This is a genomic window from Peribacillus sp. BM1 (assembly GCF_056679975.1).
In genome coordinates this window covers 3629552-3645323 of sequence record NZ_CM155259.1, presented here as the reverse complement: position 1 = coordinate 3645323, position 15772 = coordinate 3629552, and the positions used below count along the sequence as shown (strand labels likewise).

19 protein-coding genes are annotated in these 15772 nt (G+C 38.4%); 9 read left to right on the top strand and 10 right to left on the bottom strand.

Translation table 11 applies throughout. The annotated features are described in order from the left end of the window. Positions 1-22 precede the first annotated feature (22 nt). The 3 genes from AC1MGI_RS17570 (at position 23) to AC1MGI_RS17560 (ending at position 3019) form a co-directional block, all read left to right on the top strand. Complete coding sequence (locus tag AC1MGI_RS17570; protein ID WP_480346621.1) at positions 23-253, top strand: hypothetical protein; 231 nt, start codon at positions 23-25, stop codon at positions 251-253. 131 nt (positions 254-384) lie between these two features. Further along, a complete protein-coding gene (locus AC1MGI_RS17565; RefSeq protein ID WP_480346620.1) occupies positions 385-1737 on the top strand; it encodes an aminotransferase in 1353 nt (450 codons plus the stop codon). Between the two features lie 37 nt (positions 1738-1774). Next, a complete protein-coding gene (locus tag AC1MGI_RS17560) occupies positions 1775-3019 on the top strand; it encodes a M20 family metallo-hydrolase (protein ID WP_480346618.1) in 1245 nt (414 codons plus the stop codon). A 420-nt stretch (positions 3020-3439) separates the two neighbouring features. Here AC1MGI_RS17560 and AC1MGI_RS17555 read toward each other — a convergent pair whose 3' ends face one another. The 4 genes from AC1MGI_RS17555 to AC1MGI_RS17540 all read right to left on the bottom strand — a co-directional run bounded on the left by AC1MGI_RS17555 (position 3440) and on the right by AC1MGI_RS17540 (position 6757). After that, the gene (locus AC1MGI_RS17555; RefSeq protein WP_480346617.1) at positions 3440-3973 is read right to left on the bottom strand and encodes a TlpA disulfide reductase family protein; all 534 of its coding nucleotides are present in this window, start codon (positions 3971-3973) and stop codon (positions 3440-3442) included. A 486-nt stretch (positions 3974-4459) separates the two neighbouring features. Next, a complete protein-coding gene (locus tag AC1MGI_RS17550; RefSeq protein WP_480346615.1) occupies positions 4460-5734 on the bottom strand; it encodes an MFS transporter in 1275 nt (424 codons plus the stop codon). A 154-nt stretch (positions 5735-5888) separates the two neighbouring features. Beyond that, positions 5889-6383 (bottom strand): GNAT family N-acetyltransferase, encoded by a 495-nt coding sequence (locus tag AC1MGI_RS17545; protein ID WP_480346613.1) that lies wholly within the window; start codon positions 6381-6383, stop codon positions 5889-5891. A 137-nt stretch (positions 6384-6520) separates the two neighbouring features. Next, positions 6521-6757, bottom strand: coding sequence for a hotdog fold thioesterase (locus tag AC1MGI_RS17540; protein ID WP_480349851.1), 237 nt, complete (start codon positions 6755-6757; stop codon positions 6521-6523). 282 nt (positions 6758-7039) lie between these two features. Here AC1MGI_RS17540 and AC1MGI_RS17535 point away from each other — a divergent pair, with 282 nt between their 5' ends. Next, the gene (locus AC1MGI_RS17535; RefSeq protein ID WP_480346611.1) at positions 7040-7951 is read left to right on the top strand and encodes a LysR family transcriptional regulator; all 912 of its coding nucleotides are present in this window, start codon (positions 7040-7042) and stop codon (positions 7949-7951) included. Positions 7952-8181: 230 nt separating this feature from the next. Here the strand turns inward: AC1MGI_RS17535 and crcB (AC1MGI_RS17530) are convergent, their stop codons facing one another. Further along, a complete protein-coding gene (crcB, locus tag AC1MGI_RS17530; protein WP_480346609.1) occupies positions 8182-8541 on the bottom strand; it encodes a fluoride efflux transporter CrcB in 360 nt (119 codons plus the stop codon). Continuing rightward, positions 8538-8924 (bottom strand): fluoride efflux transporter CrcB, encoded by a 387-nt coding sequence (gene crcB / locus AC1MGI_RS17525; protein ID WP_480346608.1) that lies wholly within the window; start codon positions 8922-8924, stop codon positions 8538-8540. The genes crcB (AC1MGI_RS17530) and crcB (AC1MGI_RS17525) overlap by 4 nt, the downstream gene beginning before the upstream one ends. A 266-nt stretch (positions 8925-9190) precedes the next feature. On the opposite strand from crcB (AC1MGI_RS17525), the gene AC1MGI_RS17520 reads away from it, so the two are divergent. Next, the gene (locus AC1MGI_RS17520; RefSeq protein ID WP_480346606.1) at positions 9191-9517 is read left to right on the top strand and encodes an iron-sulfur cluster biosynthesis family protein; all 327 of its coding nucleotides are present in this window, start codon (positions 9191-9193) and stop codon (positions 9515-9517) included. Between the two features lie 26 nt (positions 9518-9543). Here the strand turns inward: AC1MGI_RS17520 and AC1MGI_RS17515 are convergent, their stop codons facing one another. After that, positions 9544-10473: an alpha/beta hydrolase gene (locus AC1MGI_RS17515; protein WP_480346604.1), complete on the bottom strand. Its 930-nt coding sequence runs from the start codon at positions 10471-10473 to the stop codon at positions 9544-9546. Between the two features lie 127 nt (positions 10474-10600). Between AC1MGI_RS17515 and AC1MGI_RS17510 the strand changes: the two genes are divergently transcribed. After that, positions 10601-10852 carry a YqkE family protein gene (locus tag AC1MGI_RS17510; protein ID WP_480346602.1) on the top strand — a complete coding sequence of 84 codons (252 nt, stop codon included), beginning with the start codon at positions 10601-10603 and terminating at the stop codon, positions 10850-10852. Between the two features lie 105 nt (positions 10853-10957). On the opposite strand, the gene AC1MGI_RS17505 is transcribed toward AC1MGI_RS17510, so the two are convergent. Together AC1MGI_RS17505 and mciZ are read right to left on the bottom strand one after the other, a co-directional pair. After that, positions 10958-11878 carry an aldo/keto reductase gene (locus tag AC1MGI_RS17505; RefSeq protein ID WP_480346601.1) on the bottom strand — a complete coding sequence of 307 codons (921 nt, stop codon included), beginning with the start codon at positions 11876-11878 and terminating at the stop codon, positions 10958-10960. A gap of 146 nt (positions 11879-12024) precedes the next feature. Continuing rightward, positions 12025-12186 (bottom strand): Z-ring formation inhibitor MciZ, encoded by a 162-nt coding sequence (gene mciZ / locus AC1MGI_RS17500; RefSeq protein ID WP_480346599.1) that lies wholly within the window; start codon positions 12184-12186, stop codon positions 12025-12027. 75 nt (positions 12187-12261) lie between these two features. Here mciZ and AC1MGI_RS17495 point away from each other — a divergent pair, with 75 nt between their 5' ends. Both AC1MGI_RS17495 and AC1MGI_RS17490 read left to right on the top strand, forming a co-directional pair. Then, positions 12262-12813 carry an NUDIX hydrolase gene (locus tag AC1MGI_RS17495; RefSeq protein WP_480346597.1) on the top strand — a complete coding sequence of 184 codons (552 nt, stop codon included), beginning with the start codon at positions 12262-12264 and terminating at the stop codon, positions 12811-12813. Beyond that, complete coding sequence (locus AC1MGI_RS17490; protein ID WP_480346595.1) at positions 12814-14001, top strand: endonuclease Q family protein; 1188 nt, start codon at positions 12814-12816, stop codon at positions 13999-14001. A gap of 117 nt (positions 14002-14118) precedes the next feature. On the opposite strand, the gene AC1MGI_RS17485 is transcribed toward AC1MGI_RS17490, so the two are convergent. Further along, a complete protein-coding gene (locus AC1MGI_RS17485; protein WP_480346593.1) occupies positions 14119-14631 on the bottom strand; it encodes a GNAT family N-acetyltransferase in 513 nt (170 codons plus the stop codon). 221 nt (positions 14632-14852) lie between these two features. On the opposite strand from AC1MGI_RS17485, the gene spoIIM reads away from it, so the two are divergent. After that, positions 14853-15500 (top strand): stage II sporulation protein M, encoded by a 648-nt coding sequence (spoIIM, locus tag AC1MGI_RS17480; RefSeq protein WP_480346591.1) that lies wholly within the window; start codon positions 14853-14855, stop codon positions 15498-15500. Positions 15501-15772 lie beyond the last annotated feature (272 nt).

Below are 15772 nucleotides of genomic sequence, written 5' to 3'. Positions count from 1 at the left end.
TTTGAAAAAGGAGAGAAAGAAAATGTCCGAGTACCAACAGTTCTTACAAGAGCGAGATCGAATCGATAACCTCCTACAAAAGGGGTTTAAAATCAAACATATTACGGAAAACTTGAGTGGTGCTTTTGTAGAATTTGAAAAAAGGAAAAATCATGAAGGCGAAAGTAATAATGAAACGTTACACATTATAACACCTGAAGCACGTAAGTATTTTTCCGTTATTTTGATCAAACAACAAACAGAAAACATATAGTCAACATTTATAGACCAATAGGATCATTCCTCATTATCTGGGTGGAAGGATTCCTTTTATGGACACCTGGGTATGAATGAAAAAGATGATTACGTCGAGATATGCCGATTAAATGTGAGAGGTGGAATGAAATGGCGAAGATTAAGCAAAGCGGCGATATCCATGCGTTAGATCAAGAGTATGTTTGGCATTCGATGAAGCCATATAGCCCTGGCTCTACAATGGTTATTGAAAAGGCGGAAGGATCTTGGGTAACCGATCATACGGGCAAGCGCTATTTAGATGCCATGTCTGGTTTATGGTGTGTAAATGTTGGCTATGGAAGAACAGAATTGGCTGACGCCGCTTATGAACAGTTAAAAGAAATGGCTTATTTTCCACTTACCCAAAGTCATACTCCCGCCATTAAACTAGCAGAAAAGTTAAACGAAATGCTAGGCGGCGAATATGTCATATTCTTTTCCAATAGTGGCTCAGAAGCAAATGAAACAGCATTTAAGCTAGCGAGACAGTACCACCAACAAAAAGGCGATTATGCCCGTTACAAATTTATTTCCAGGTATCGAGCCTATCATGGGAATTCAATGGGCTCTTTAGCGGCAACGGGTCAAGCACAGCGTAAATATAAATATGAACCATTGGCTCCTGGATTCATTCATGTGGCACCACCAGATTTATATCGCTCTAATGATCATGCTGACTGTCCGCCTACAGAATTGGAGTCCGTGAAAGATATTGATCGAGTGATGACATGGGAGTTAAGCGAAACGATCGCTGGTGTCATCATGGAACCGATTATTACAGGAGGCGGCATTTTAGTTCCACCTGACGGCTATATGGCAGGAGTCAAAGAAGTCTGTGAAAAGCACGGAGCTCTACTAATTGTAGATGAAGTAATCTGCGGCTTTGGCCGTACAGGGAAACCTTTTGGCTTCATGAATTACGGAGTTAAACCGGATATTATTACAATGGCCAAAGGGATTACAAGTGCCTACCTCCCTTTATCGGCAACCGCTGTGAAAAAAGAAATTTATGAGGCGTTTAAAGGCTCAGAAGAATATGATTATTTCCGCCATATTAATACATTTGGTGGGAATCCGGCTGCATGTGCTCTTGCTATAAAGAACCTTGAAATTATGGATGATGAAAAATTATTTGATCGATCCAAAAAATTAGGAGGATATTTACTACGTTGCTTATCAACACTTACAGAAGAGCATCCATTTGTCGGCGATGTAAGAGGCAAAGGTTTGTTAGTAGGGATTGAACTTGTCAAAGATAGGGTAACGAAAGAACCGTTGGAAGCCGGGTTAGTCAATAAAGTCATTGCAGGCTGTAAACAAAAAGGTCTCATTATCGGAAAAAATGGAGCCACAGTTGCAGGATATAACAATGTGATTACGCTAGCTCCACCATTAAATATTGCAGAAGAAGATTTAGAATTTATGATTAAAATTTTAATAGAAGAGTTAAAAGCTATTTAAAATGTTGATCTGTGGTGGAGGTGGGACGTACAACGTTATGCAAACTTTAACAATAAACAAAAACCGCTTAGAGCAAAACATCAAAGACCTCTCGGAAATTGGAAAAATTGCTGAGACAGGAGTGTGTCGGCTTACACTGTCAGACGAGGATAAACAGGCGGTTCTAACAGTGAAACAATGGATGGAAGATGCTGGACTAACGGCAAGAATCGATCATTTCGGAAATCTAATTGCCCGACTAGAAGGAGAAAATCCACAAGCCCCTTTTTTGATGCTAGGTTCACACATCGATTCACAGCCATATGGCGGAAGATTTGATGGTGTCATCGGGGTACTCGGTGCACTTGAAGTCGTTCAAACTATGCAAGAGCAAAACATCGTACCAAGTATGCCCATTGAAGTCGTAGCGTTTTCGGATGAAGAAGGTTGTCGTTTTAATAAGGGGTTATTTGGGGTCAGAGGGATACTTGGGAAACTAGAAGATGGTGAATTAGAACGGACTGACAAAAATGGAATCACAAGAAAAGAGGCATTAATTCATTTCGGATGTGACCCTACTAAATTAAAGGAGTCGGAATATCCAGAAGGAAAGATAGCGGCGTTTCTTGAGATGCATATTGAACAAGGACCTGTTCTAGAAGCGAAGGATACACCTGTTGGAATTGTTACGGGTATTTCGGGACCATTATGGTTAACGGTAGAATTAGAGGGCTTTGCTGGTCATGCTGGCTCAGTGCCAATGCCAATGCGAAAGGATGCCCTTGTTGGAGCAGCGAAGATCATTGTAGCACTAAATGAACTAACCAGCGCAGATTGTTCGGCTCCTACAGTTGGTACTGTAGGAAGTATGAATATTTTTCCAGACTCACGGAACATCATCCCAGAGAAGGTGAGTTTTACAGTCGATTTAAGAGATATTGATATCGACCGACGACATAGAATTGAAAAGCAATTAAGAACAAGAATTACGGAAATCACAGAGGAGCATCAATTAATTTGTAAAATCACAGAAGATACCAATAGTGAGCCACGCTATTGTTCCGAAAGAATTATGAATGTCATGAGAGAAGAAAGTGAGCAAATCGGTTTAAATCCAATTGATTTAATGAGCGGACCATTTCATGATTCTCTTGCGATGTCGTACGTTTGTGAATATGGAATGATCTTCGTGCGCTGCAAGGATGGTATTAGCCATAATCCGAAAGAGTTTTCTACCATTGAGGACATATCGCTAGGAACGGAACTGTTGTACCGGACGACTATTAAGATGGCGAGTGAATAACTGTTAGCTATAAATTGAACGATTGAATTCCCTCTTTTATTTCGAAAGCTATGTAAAGTCAAAGTAAAAATCAGGGTAATAGGAAAAAACGCATTCAAATCCGGCCTTCTCACCAGGAAAAGTAGGGAAGCCCAGTCCAGTTGATTAAGATTACGAGTTGGAATCAAGATTTACGCGCGGGAATGAGCAATTTTCGATCCAGAATCGAAAATTACATGGCAAAATCGTTTTATCGTTCGTATGCAACACCCGCCTTCAGTGGTCTAATGAATGACCTGTGAAGGTAGGTGTTTTTTTCTTCCACATAGGATACGAAGGCATTCTGCTTCGAAGTCGGAACAAAAGATATGGAAAAATCAGCGAGTAGTCTTTATCCACAGCGAAACAATGAAAAAATTCTTTGTACTGCTTTCAGATTTTTCAGCTCGCCTCGTGTGCTAAAATAGCCATTTTCTCTTCATCCATCGGCCCAATGACCTTTTCTCTAATGATGCCCTCGCGATCGATAATGTAGCTTGTTGGGATGGAAATGGTTTTGTACAGCTTTCCAACAGTGTCTGTTTTGTCTAACAAAATCGGGAATGTTAATTGATAGTTTGCAACGAAATCAGCGACCGCTTTTTCATTTTTTTCTTGAGCTGTTAAATTTACTGACAACAGAGTAATATCCGAATTACGACTTTTTTCATAAAAACTTTGCATTTCCGGCATCTCTGCTTTGCAAGGCGGACACCATGTCGCCCACAAGTTTAGAATTACTACTTTGCCTCGATAATCCGAAAGCTTTATTTGCTCTCCTGATAACGTCGTTAATTCAAAATTCGGTGCAGGTTTCCCTATTTTTACAACAGGCTGAGTCTGTCTGGATCCCGTTAGCTCCTCAGCACTGACGTATGAGTTTGCGGCTATTAGTCCAATCCATACAGATAGGATTGTATAACATAGTTTTTTCACTAACCTTTCCCTCCTTGCTAACACCATCTTTACTTAATTTCCCCTGAACACTGTCAAATATGAAAAATGATTTATAACAGAAATGTTAGGCGACAATAAAGTTATTTAATTACAAATAAAATCGTTATATTTACAATATGGAACTATTTGTATATGTTATAAGTGCTCTTTCCAAGTCAATTATAATAGAATGTGAAGAAATGAACTTAAATTAATGACGCAGGTTAGTAAAAGAAGGAAAAAGATAATTAAGATAGCGTTAGGAAAATGCAGATATACAACATTAAGGAAATCCAAATATAAATGCCTGATTTCTGGCTTCTAGCATCTGGGAATTAGGCTTTAGTTACTCCAGAGCAGCACCTTTTAGTAATTAAAATATAGATTCTCTTGAATACAGACTGCTTGCCAGAATCTATAAAAACTTTGTCAATCCTGTGCGGTGAGAGTAAAGTAAATACATCAATTTTAGCTTTCTATGCATTGCTATATATTCATTAATCCTTCTTTTGTTAATTGACTTGAATGCTGTTTTTTAATAATAATGACAAATAAGCTTGCTAATAAACAGAAAACTCCTGCCAAGAAGAATGCCCAAGTGTAAGTGTTGAAAAATTTATAGATCAGCCCCCCTCCATAAGCGGCAGCTGCTGCACCTGCCTGATGGAATGCATAAATCCAACCATAAACTATTCCACTTTTATTGATGCCGAAGATTTGTCTTGAGATACTAATCGTTGGTGGAACAGTTGCAATCCAATCTAATCCATAAAACACAGTAAAGATAACTAGCATATTAATGGAACCTTCATTTAATGCATAGGGAAGGAATACAAGAGAAACCCCTCTTAAACCGTAGTACCAAAATAATAGCCATCGATTATCGAATCGATCCGACAGCCAACCGGATAGAGTTGTTCCTACTAGATTAAAAATTCCCATAAACGAAAGAATCGAAGCTGCTGTAACTAAAGGTACTCCAAAACTAATACAGTAAGAAACAAAATGTGTACCAATTAAACCACTCGTTGAAAGCCCGCAAATAAAGAAACTACCAGCTAATAACCAAAATTCCTTCACTTTCACAGCTTCGAATAGACCATTGAAGGCGATAACAATAGGATTTTCCTTTTGTCCTTCATTGTTCTTTTGTATTTCCTCTTCAAGTCCATATGGAAGAATACCAACATCTTTTGGTGTGTTTTTCATAAATAAAAAGATTATGATAAGCATAATGAAACTAAGGATCATCATTAAACCGATCGCTGGGCGCCACGAAAAATTCTCTATAATAGCCGCTAAGACAGGAAGTAGAATTAACTGGCCTGTCGCTGTACTTGCCGTTAATATTCCTACTGCAAGACCTCTTCGTTTCTCAAACCAATGATTCGCTACATATGGACTTAATACCGTTAAAAAAAGACTTGATCCTAGCCCAATAATAAAGCCCCAAATGATAATCAGCTGCCATGATTGATTCATTATGACGGTTAGTATGATACCCGTCAGCAAAGTTGCCATAGAAATTATCATCATTTTCTTTAAGCCAATCACATCAAGTAATGCTGCCATAAACGGACCTGATATACCATATAAAAACATACTAATGGCAAAAGCTAGTGCAATAACAGATCGATCCCAGCCAAATTCATTTTCGAAAGGATTTATGAAAACCCCTGATGATGACATGACAATTCCAGCTACAATAATGGAGAAAAATGTTACGGTAAGAATAAACCAGCTATAGTGTATACGTTTCAAAACTCCACCCTCATTCTATGGATATTTTTCATCATATTCTACATTCTTGGTGTAAGATGCATTCTAATTCCCAAGGAGTTACTTAAAATATTATCCTGACTTTTTAGATGCACGGTGGCTATTTAATCGTTTCTAACTACATATTCTCAAAAGTTCAATATTTTTTCTTAGATAGGTCTAATTTAAAAATAAGTGAATCTCTATCAGGGTAGTCATATTTAATGGGCAAATCCTCTTTGGCAATCTCCTTAAATCCAACTTTTTTATAGAAACCATGTGACCTAGTAGCTTTAGATGGAGTATCTAAAATCACCTTAGTAAACCCTTGTTTCTTCGCAAAAACAAGTAATGTTTCGTAAAGACCTGTTCCTATCCCAACCTCTTTACCACGATAATCTTTATAAACGAAAAATTTCTTTAATACTGCAACCTCATTGGTTATCTTCTGCAAACCAATAGAACCTACAACCTTTCCGTTATTATTTAACGCTATCCAAAAGTTACCACCGTCATTTATATAATTCGATTGAATGTCTAGAATATCTGGTTGTTCTTCGACACTAATACCCAATTCATACTCCACATTCTGTACATGCAATATTAATTTAATGACATCTTCTTTATACTTATCATCGCAAACCGTAATCATTTATTAACTCCCCCAATTGTGTTTATAAAAAGATATACTATTTATATTTTTGTAATGGAAATATTGAATTTATCTACTTTACCTACTGAAATCAACAACAATGTTTAACAGAGTGCGGATCAACTTAAAATATTGGTTTAAAGTTGTTGTATTACTAGTTGAACTATGTATGAATTATTTTTCTCTATCTTTTTTTTTGCAGCCGTTGTACATCTAGAAAAACAGATAGGCTTATTCTTCTCATCTGTAATTTGAATTTCCCAAACCATGGTTGTTTTGTGGATGGGAAAACCAGTAGCTTTTACAGTTCCTTCACTCTCTCCACGAATGTGATTGGCGCTAATCTCCAATTCAATTGCATATTCATTCCCCATATCCAAGAGATTCCAACTTCCTACAGTTTCACTACTGAAGCTCCTCCATGAAGCTGTCCAAAGTGTCGTCTGGTTGCATCATGAACGGGCATCGGGCGACTACCTTCTCATTTGACACTTTAACAATTTCGATTCTAAGGGTATCCAATATTTATCTTCCTGATTTCTATTTTTCTTAACATTAACTTGTAACTGATTATTAGTAAAAATGAAGTTTATGAAGTTATCCATTGATTTTTTTGATACTATAGAAGTAAGAGTAAAATAAAGGTTGGTGAAACGATGGAAATACGCCATTTTATTACGTTTAACAAGGTCATTGAAACGGGTAGCTTCACACAAGCAGCAGAACATTTAGGTTACACTCAATCCACGGTGACTTCTCATATTCAGGCGCTTGAAGAACATTTAGGCGCACCTCTGTTTGATCGGATGGGCCGAAAGATAAGATTGACTGATATTGGCAAGAAGTTGTTGCCCTATACTCAAGAGATTTTAGATACCTATGGAAAGATCGAAAGCGTTACCAGTGATGGAGAGGATATGAGAGGGGAGTTAAAGATTGCGGCTCCGGAATCACTAACGGTATATCGCCTAGAACCAATATTAAGAGAATATAGAAAGAAGTTTCCTCATGTAAGCATCAGTTTAAGTAACGCCACCTGTGGAGATAACAAGAGAGCAATACTTAATGGTAGTGCAGATATTGCATTTGTCATGTTACCACAGTTGCAGGATTCAGATTTAATCGTCCATTCGTTATTAGACGAACCGATTGTCCTTGTTGGAAGTCCTGACTGTTCGCTGAATAATCTAGATAAAAGCTACGAAAATCAAAAGATAAGCGAGTGTTTGATTGCGAACGAGAAAGAATGCAGTTATCGAACGATGTTTGAAGAATACCTTGAAGAACGGGGGACTGTACCTTCCCACACGATGGAGCTTTGGAGTATAGAAGCGATGAAACGTTGTGTCATGAGTGGGCTTGGTATTGCTTGTTTACCTTTAATGACAGTAAATGATGAAATCAAGGAAGGAAGGTTAAAAGTAATTCCCTGCGTTGGTGGCTTTAAACAGATATTTTCCCAAGTCGCTTATCACAAAAACAAGTGGGTTTCCCCAGCTTTATCCATGTTTATCGACATTACTTTGAAACATGCAAGAGACTGGTCATGTGCGGAGACTACTTGTTGAGCGAACATGGTGCTTTTCTTGAATAAGTTTGAAGAACACTTAGATTTATATGATTTTATTGTTAGATGATTAAGCGCAGTGAAGATTTTACATTTAAAAATTAACCAACTTTATTTTAACCCCGACCTAAAATCAGAACGGAGTTATTCGTGTTTGGGGTTTTAAAATTAAATAACTTTACTGTCACTATACAGCTGGTTTAGTGAATCCTAATAGATACGTTGCTTTCTTTAAATAATTAGACCAGCCAATGCTGAAATACCACCTATTATGACTGAAGTTATTACATAAAGAATGGCTAATTTTATTTTATCAGATTGTATTAAAGTTATGGTTTCATGTCCAAAGGTAGAAAAGGTTGTATATGCACCACAGAAACCAACCCCCAAAAAAGCCCATACCCAATCACTGATTTGATTTGTCTGATGAAGACCGGCAAGAACTCCAAGAAAAAATGAGCCTGTAATATTAATAATCCAAGTACCGATTGGGAATGGATGCACTCTTTGAGCTTTGTTCGTAATAAAACTGCCTAATAAAAATCTAGCAGTAGCACCTAATGAACCGCCTAGTCCGATTAACCAAATCATACTACATCTCCTTTTTCTTTATATGTTAATGCCAATTTACGACCTAAATAAGCTAATAGTAAGCCTAGTATTGTGGTTGTTAAAACATAGAGTAGTGCTAGAAAAATAAGACCTTCTTGGAATAAATGAATAGTCTCCACTGAAAAGGTTGAAAAGGTTGTAAATGAACCGATAAAACCTGTTCCAATAATTAACGTAAATTCGGGTCTTATTCTTTTCTTTTGGCCCATAAATGTTAGAAACCAACCGAGGAAGAGGCAGCCAATCAGATTTATTAGTAAGGTACCCAAAGGAAATCCATGATTTGTAGGTATCCATACTCCCAAAGCATACCTACATACAGCACCGAAAAAGCCACCAATCATAACTGCTAATACATTCATCTTAATCACCTTTCTCTTTTTCCTTAGGGCTTAGTAACTTGAAATAAATAGGGGGAATTATCGATTTCAGAGCAAAAATCCCCAGTTATTCCTTCCCACTATTGTAGTATTTTTAATTGTAAAGGGAAAGAACCCTACCGAGCTATAAGTAAATATGTGCTTTCGATCCATTACAGGTCAATTGGCTTGTAGATCGGCTTATAAGCAAAATAATTAACGCAATAGGAGAGATTCGGTATAATAGGTCTCGATAAGGAGTGGAAAGCATGAAAATTGAATGGACAGAGATGGCTCAACAGAAAATGAAGGAAATACTTAATGGCCGGGATGGCTATATGAAGTTAAAGTATGATACAGAGGGCTGCGGCTGTGTGATGAGCGGTGTAACGGCATTATGGCTAGTGGCTAAACCTGAGGCAGATGACGTGCAGATTGACACGAATCTAATGCCTATATATATAGAACGTACAAAGGCCATTTTTCTCGACGAAGTAATGAAAATTGATTTTGTTCCCGAAGTGAACAGTTTTCAGCTAAAAAGTCCAAATGGCATGCTGAATCCGCGATTAAGCTATCATAATAAAGTAGTATAAAAAAAAGCCGTTTTGCAGGAGAACTCCTACAAAGCGGCTTTTGCGTTATTGGCTAATACATATTTATGGAGAAATTCATCAATTGCCTGCTCATACTCTTCGCGATTTTCATTGTAGCTTTGAGCATGTGCGCCATTAACCGCTAAATATAGCTGCTTGGGCCCTTGTTTTTTTTCGAATAAATCAACGGTCATCGAAGCTGGAATGAACGAGTCATTTTGACTATGAATGAACAGAACCGGTTTCTTAATATTTTGCACAAAGTCAATCGGGGAGATTGCACTCGTCCAATAATGGTCGCGAAGCCTGATGAAGGCGCGTCCAATTGGAAGGACAGTCCAGGTAGGTAAAGGAATCTCCTTCGTAATCTGATGCTGTAATTGCTCTTCAAAATTAGAAAACGAGCAATCGGCGATATAAAAATCAGCTCCATCTTCAATCATACCAGCATATAAAAGTAAAGTTGCCGCACCCATGGATTCGCCATGAATGCCAATCAGAAGGTCGTCACCTTTTTGTTTCTTTAACCCAGCGATTACCGCCTGTAAATCGAATTTCTCATAATGACCATAGCTGCTCGTTTTACCACCAGATTCCCCGTGGCGGCGGTGGTCATAAATCACAGTATTGAAGCCACGTTCAAGAAAAATCGAACTATATTTAATCGAATTTACCTTATTTTCCGTCACTCCATGACAAATAATTACCCATTTATTCGTATCATGCGGTTCAATAAATAAACATTTCAATCGATAGCCTGAAGGCGAAACAACCCAGCTTTCCATTTTCGGCAGCGCCGCAAAATCCTGTGGATTCAATCGCTTTGCTGTAATTTCACGTTTTTTAATAAATTCATCTTCTTTTTTCTTCATAAACATTACTCGATTGGAAAAATAGATGCCGATTCCGATTATGTAAATCAGCACCCCGGCTAACGCAAAAAACCACTTTTTCATCTTACATCCCTCGATTTCCATGAAATACTATCATTATATAGCTGGCAGAATCAGATGACAAATGAATCCAAATTATGAAGCAATCGTGATATACTAATAGGTACGAATTTAGTGGAGGTTTTTTACTATGAAGAAAAAGCAAACGAAGCAACAACATCCGAAAAGAGAGAAAGACGATTCGTTAAAGCTTGGAGATTTAATCGGCGGGGATATTATGGCGCAGCTTAAAAGCAAACAAAAAGAGCTGACTGAAGCCCAAGCGGCGAACACAGCAGCGGAAGAAGCGAAAAAGAAAGAAGAACGAAGATTACGCGAGAAAAACAAGTCGTTTGAAGAGCTGCTTGGTGAAAGTGATCTAAATTGGAAAAATTATAAATAAACACGAAAAAGGTCTGACTCGCACTTTATGAACAACAGTTTAAAGCGTTACTTACGCTTAATTTGAGCTGTATATAAAACTTGCGAGGTCTGACCCTTCTTAGTTTTAATCACGGTGGCTGTCGTAAATCCCTGCTTTCGTCAGTTGTTTTAGGAAAAGAATTTCTTCTTCGGAAAGTGGAGTGCATAAAGCAGCACGGCAGTTTTCACGAAGCTGCTGGACGGAGCTTGCTCCTGGAATAACTGCACCGACCTCTGGATGTGACAGAACATATTGTAGTGCCGTTTCGTTCAGATTGCGTGGAGTTAGTTTTTCTTTTATCTGTGGCAGAATGGCTTCTAATTCTGTAAAGCTATAATCTAAGTATCCATTCTGCTTTATTTTTTCAGAAGCTTTCTCAAGCATTTTTTCGCTTAAAAGCCCTTTCGCAACAGGTCCTCGGGCAATTACGCTGATTTTATTTTCGGAAAGCAGCGGTAACCATTCTTCAGGTCGACGATCAAGCAGGCTATACTGCATCATCACGGATTCGATGTTGGATTTTGCAGCAAATTCTTTAATGACATTTGGGCGAATCGAGGAAATCCCATAATAGCGGATGTATCCTTCTTTTTTTAATTCCTCGAAAGCATCAATTGTTTCCTCAATATGATCTGCAATCGTGCCTCCGTGGAGCTGGTAGAGATCGATATAGTCCGTCCCAAGACGGTGCAGGCTATCTTTTACCGCTTTTTTTATATAGTCTGCGGAAGGATCCCAGCTCCAGCTGTCGAGACTCTCATTCCAGCGATTTCCAACCTTTGTGGCAATCACTACATCATCGCGGACCGATTGAAGCGATTCCCCAACAATCTTTTCATTTTGACCAAAATGATATAAATCTGCTGTATCAAAGTAATTGATACCTTCGTCAAGTGCCGCTTTAATGATTTCCTTTGCTTGGTTTTCATCCGTCCCAAGCGACATACAGCCGAGACCAATCTTAGAAATTTGTAAATCAGAATTCCCTAACTTTCGCTTTTCCAACGCTTTCACTCCTCATCATGACTGTTTCATTATAAAATTTAATATAAATCAATTGTAAAGGAGGAAGGCGACTTACTCAATGAATTAACATTATCTGAATAGAAAGTGGTGGTTCTCTTTAAAATAATCAAGAAGCAGTCTGTCTTTCACTTGATACGTGTTAAAAATCGTTCTTTTTTCGATGAGTGAATGTCGTTAATCCAATCGTTAACAAACTCATATTTTTCTTGGAATTCTTTAAGCTTTTGTTTAATTTCCCAGCTCTTTCCCGTAAGAACAATCCCTTTTTCCAATACATACAGTTTCATAAAAATCACTCTCCAGCATTATTATGGTAAAATATATGAACGATCATGCGAGAAGTAGAACAAGGAGTGGATAAAATGAAAAAGTTTGAAGAAAAAACGATTACGTCTCAATCTATATTTAAAGGAAAAATCATTAGCCTACAGGTGGATGAGGTCGAATTGCCAGACGGAAATACGAGCAAAAGAGAAATTATTAAACATCCAGGGGCAGTGGCTGTCATTGCGGTAACCGATGAAGGGAAGATCATTATGGTCGAACAGTATCGGAAAGCTATGGAAAGAAGTCTCATTGAAATTCCTGCTGGTAAGCTTGAACCAGGGGAAGATCCTGCTCATTCGGCTGCACGTGAATTAGAAGAAGAAACAGGGTATGGATGTGCGAAAATGGAGCATCTTACGTCTTTCTACACATCACCTGGGTTCGCTGATGAAATCGTGCATATGTATGTGGCTCATGGTTTACGCAAGATAGAGCAGCCAGCCGGGACAGATGATGATGAATTTGTGGAACTGATGGAATTAACTTTAGAAGAAGCTGTCCAGTATGAATTAGAAGGAAAGATCAAGGATGCGAAAACGGCGTATGCAGTTCAGTATTTACAATTACAACAGGCGATTGGTAAATAAATGAATGAATATTATGCAGATCTGCATATTCACATCGGACGGACATGGACGGGTAAAGCAGTTAAAATCACTGGTGCCAAATCCTTAACGTTATCTGAAGTGTTAAAGATATCAAGTGAACGTAAAGGGCTGGATATGATTGGTGTCATTGATTGCCATTCACCAGAGGTCATCGAAGAAATAGACGAGTTGATGAAGCGGGGGAGCGTAACTGAAATAGAGGGAGGCGGTTTACGATTTGGCAAAACGACCCTTATTCCTGGTTCAGAAATCGAAGTCTATGATAGCCAGTGTAAGGGTCCAGTCCATGTACTAGCGTATTTTCCGACATTAGATAAGATGAGGCTTTTCTCAAACTGGATGGCGCAGCATGTGACAAATATTCAACTAAGCTCGCAACGGATTTATTGCGAAGGAAAAACGTTGCAACTAAAAGTGAAGGAGCTAGGAGGTCTGTTTATTCCAGCCCATGTGTTTACTCCTTTCAAAAGCTTGTACGGAAAAGGGGTCAGTAAAAGTTTAACGGAAGTATTTGACCCGAAACTAATTGATGCGATAGAACTTGGATTAAGCTCTGACACAAGTATGGCCAAAGAGATGAATGAGCTGAACGATTATGTATTTATTACGAACTCTGATGCTCATTCACTCGGAAAAATTGCTAGGGAATATCAAAAACTGGAGCTCAAAGAACCGAGCTTTTCAGAGCTTCACATGGCATTTCAAGAAACTGGTGGCAGAAGGGTTGCCACGAATTATGGACTGAATCCGAAGCTAGGCAAATATCATACTACTGTCTGTGCAAAATGCTTTGCACCGGCTGAACCAAATACGAAAGTGTGCTTGAATTGTGGAGCAAAAGCAATCGTCAAAGGTGTTGCATTACGGATTGCAGAGCTTGCGGAAATCAATCACACCCATAACTATCGCGAACGGCCACCGTATATTCACCAAATTCCACTCGATTTCATTCCAGGACTTGGACCGAAAACAATGGACAAACTTCTGGACTATTTCGGTACGGAAATGAATATTTTGCATGAAGCAACCTTTGAACAATTAAAGCAGGTCGTCCCTGAAAAAATTGCACACTATATTGATTTGGCACGTAAAGGGCAATTGGTGATTGAGACAGGTGGCGGCGGAAGGTATGGCAAGGTGAAGGCAAATGAAAAGGAATCTCATTGAAGAATTTACTCACTCGCCACAATGAGTGTTAGAAGAGTCGAAATGTTAAAACAGTGAACAGAGAATAAGGAGATATAGCTGCAAAGAAAAGCCCGCTGAAATCACAGCAGGCTTTTCTTATTTTATAATTTTCGAAAACACGCAAGTATCCTGCACCGATTTGCCATCCACACTCACACTATCATTTCGAAGAATTGCCTCAAGAACCAAGCCCAATTTTCCGGGAATCCGTCTACTGCTAACATTATTCGGATCGCATCGAATTTCTACTCGCTTTGCTCCATAATAGTCGAATGTGAAATGGGTTAAAGCTTCAATCGCCTCTGTTATATATCCTTGCTTGATTGGGTGAGTATCAATCCAATAATAGCCGATTTCAAATTTAGGAACATTCCAGTTAATTCTGTGAAGACCAGTTGACCCGACGAAAACATCGTCCTCTTTTCGGTAAATATGTAGCCGAATATCTTCCTTTAAAAGAAATTCAGCACAAGAACGGCGGATATTTTCTTCCGTATTTTCCAAAACAGGCTCATGGATCGCAAAAGGAAGCCATTCTTTTAACTGATCGCGTGAATACGCGCCGGCCTCATATAAACTCTGTTTCGATTTTTTTAGTATCGCCTTCATTTCATCGCCTCCTATATGAAAAGGTAAGATGCCTCTGGAGCTAGACACCAAAATTTCTTTAAAATACCTCCTACATTTGAAAATAAGTTTGGAAAAGTATATCACGAAACATATCTGTTGTCTGAAAAAAACAAACAACTTCTTATGTTGAAAAAAATTCTGAGTCATAATGGACACGATTCATCATACAATTTAGTAAGTAATAGTCGGGAGGAAAAAAGATGAAGAAAAAATCCGTCGTACCAAACGCAGCAATTAATCATATCAACGAACATTCCTCATTGTATGTGTTTATTACCGTACTATTTTTAATGGGGGTCATCTTTGGGGCCATTCTTGTCAATAGTTTGAGCTTTACTCAGAGTGATGACTTATTTTATTATCTATCGCAATTTTTTGGACAAGTATCCGAGGCGAAAGTTACGGCTGATTGGGACATGTTTACCCAAAGCTTTTCTCATAATGTAAAATATATAGCGGTTATGTGGATATTAGGAGTGTCAGTAATCGGTCTGCCTGTAATTTTGGTTTTACTGTTTTTAAAAGGAATAGTAGTTGGATTTACAGTTGGTTTCTTGGTTAGCCAAATGGGGTGGGGGGGCTTCTTGCTTTCTTTTGTTTCGATTCTACCGCAAAATATTATTATCGTTCCTGTATTTATCATCATCGCCGTCATATCCGTTTCGTTATCGACGAAAATGATACAAAGAATTCTCATGAAACAAATTCGCGAGCCGTTAAAGCCGATTATCATGCGTTATATATTTGCATTGACCGTATCGGTTGTATTTTTAGCCTGCGCTGGTGCAATTGAAGCCTATGTATCTCCTTCTCTAATGAAAAATGTTGTTAGTTTATTAAATAGATAAAACATCCATGAGCGCCTGCTCTAAAACTAAAGCGATGAAAAAGGTCCAGGTTCTATAAAGTGAAATTTCAATCAGTGGGGGCTTCATCCCCACTGATTATTTAGTCCCGTTCTCCTGTCGCTAAGTTCTTCGCTTTCGCTTCGATCAATCGGCAGTGCGAACTAAGCTTCAATGAATTACAGACTAAGTACGCCGCTTCTTTTAGTCTTGCGTCTGTGTGACCCACATCCTGAGGGCGCAAACTTTACCACTGAAGAGCATTGCGGTAAGTT

Bases quoted from the DNA above. Each gene is read 5' to 3' on its own strand.
- AC1MGI_RS17570 (WP_480346621.1), top strand. From the start codon at position 23: ATGTCCGAGTACCAACAGTTCTTACAAGAGCGAGATCGAATCGATAAC.
- AC1MGI_RS17565 (WP_480346620.1), top strand. From the start codon at position 385: ATGGCGAAGATTAAGCAAAGCGGCGATATCCATGCGTTAGATCAAGAG.
- AC1MGI_RS17560 (WP_480346618.1), top strand. From the start codon at position 1,775: ATGCAAACTTTAACAATAAACAAAAACCGCTTAGAGCAAAACATCAAA.
- AC1MGI_RS17545 (WP_480346613.1), bottom strand. From the start codon at position 6,383: ATGATTACGGTTTGCGATGATAAGTATAAAGAAGATGTCATTAAATTA.
- AC1MGI_RS17540 (WP_480349851.1), bottom strand. From the start codon at position 6,757: ATGGGGAATGAATATGCAATTGAATTGGAGATTAGCGCCAATCACATT.
- AC1MGI_RS17535 (WP_480346611.1), top strand. From the start codon at position 7,040: ATGGAAATACGCCATTTTATTACGTTTAACAAGGTCATTGAAACGGGT.
- crcB (WP_480346609.1), bottom strand. From the start codon at position 8,541: ATGATTTGGTTAATCGGACTAGGCGGTTCATTAGGTGCTACTGCTAGA.
- crcB (WP_480346608.1), bottom strand. From the start codon at position 8,924: ATGAATGTATTAGCAGTTATGATTGGTGGCTTTTTCGGTGCTGTATGT.
- AC1MGI_RS17520 (WP_480346606.1), top strand. From the start codon at position 9,191: ATGAAAATTGAATGGACAGAGATGGCTCAACAGAAAATGAAGGAAATA.
- AC1MGI_RS17515 (WP_480346604.1), bottom strand. From the start codon at position 10,473: ATGAAAAAGTGGTTTTTTGCGTTAGCCGGGGTGCTGATTTACATAATC.
- AC1MGI_RS17510 (WP_480346602.1), top strand. From the start codon at position 10,601: ATGAAGAAAAAGCAAACGAAGCAACAACATCCGAAAAGAGAGAAAGAC.
- mciZ (WP_480346599.1), bottom strand. From the start codon at position 12,186: ATGAAACTGTATGTATTGGAAAAAGGGATTGTTCTTACGGGAAAGAGC.
- AC1MGI_RS17495 (WP_480346597.1), top strand. From the start codon at position 12,262: ATGAAAAAGTTTGAAGAAAAAACGATTACGTCTCAATCTATATTTAAA.
- AC1MGI_RS17490 (WP_480346595.1), top strand. From the start codon at position 12,814: ATGAATGAATATTATGCAGATCTGCATATTCACATCGGACGGACATGG.
- AC1MGI_RS17485 (WP_480346593.1), bottom strand. From the start codon at position 14,631: ATGAAGGCGATACTAAAAAAATCGAAACAGAGTTTATATGAGGCCGGC.
- spoIIM (WP_480346591.1), top strand. From the start codon at position 14,853: ATGAAGAAAAAATCCGTCGTACCAAACGCAGCAATTAATCATATCAAC.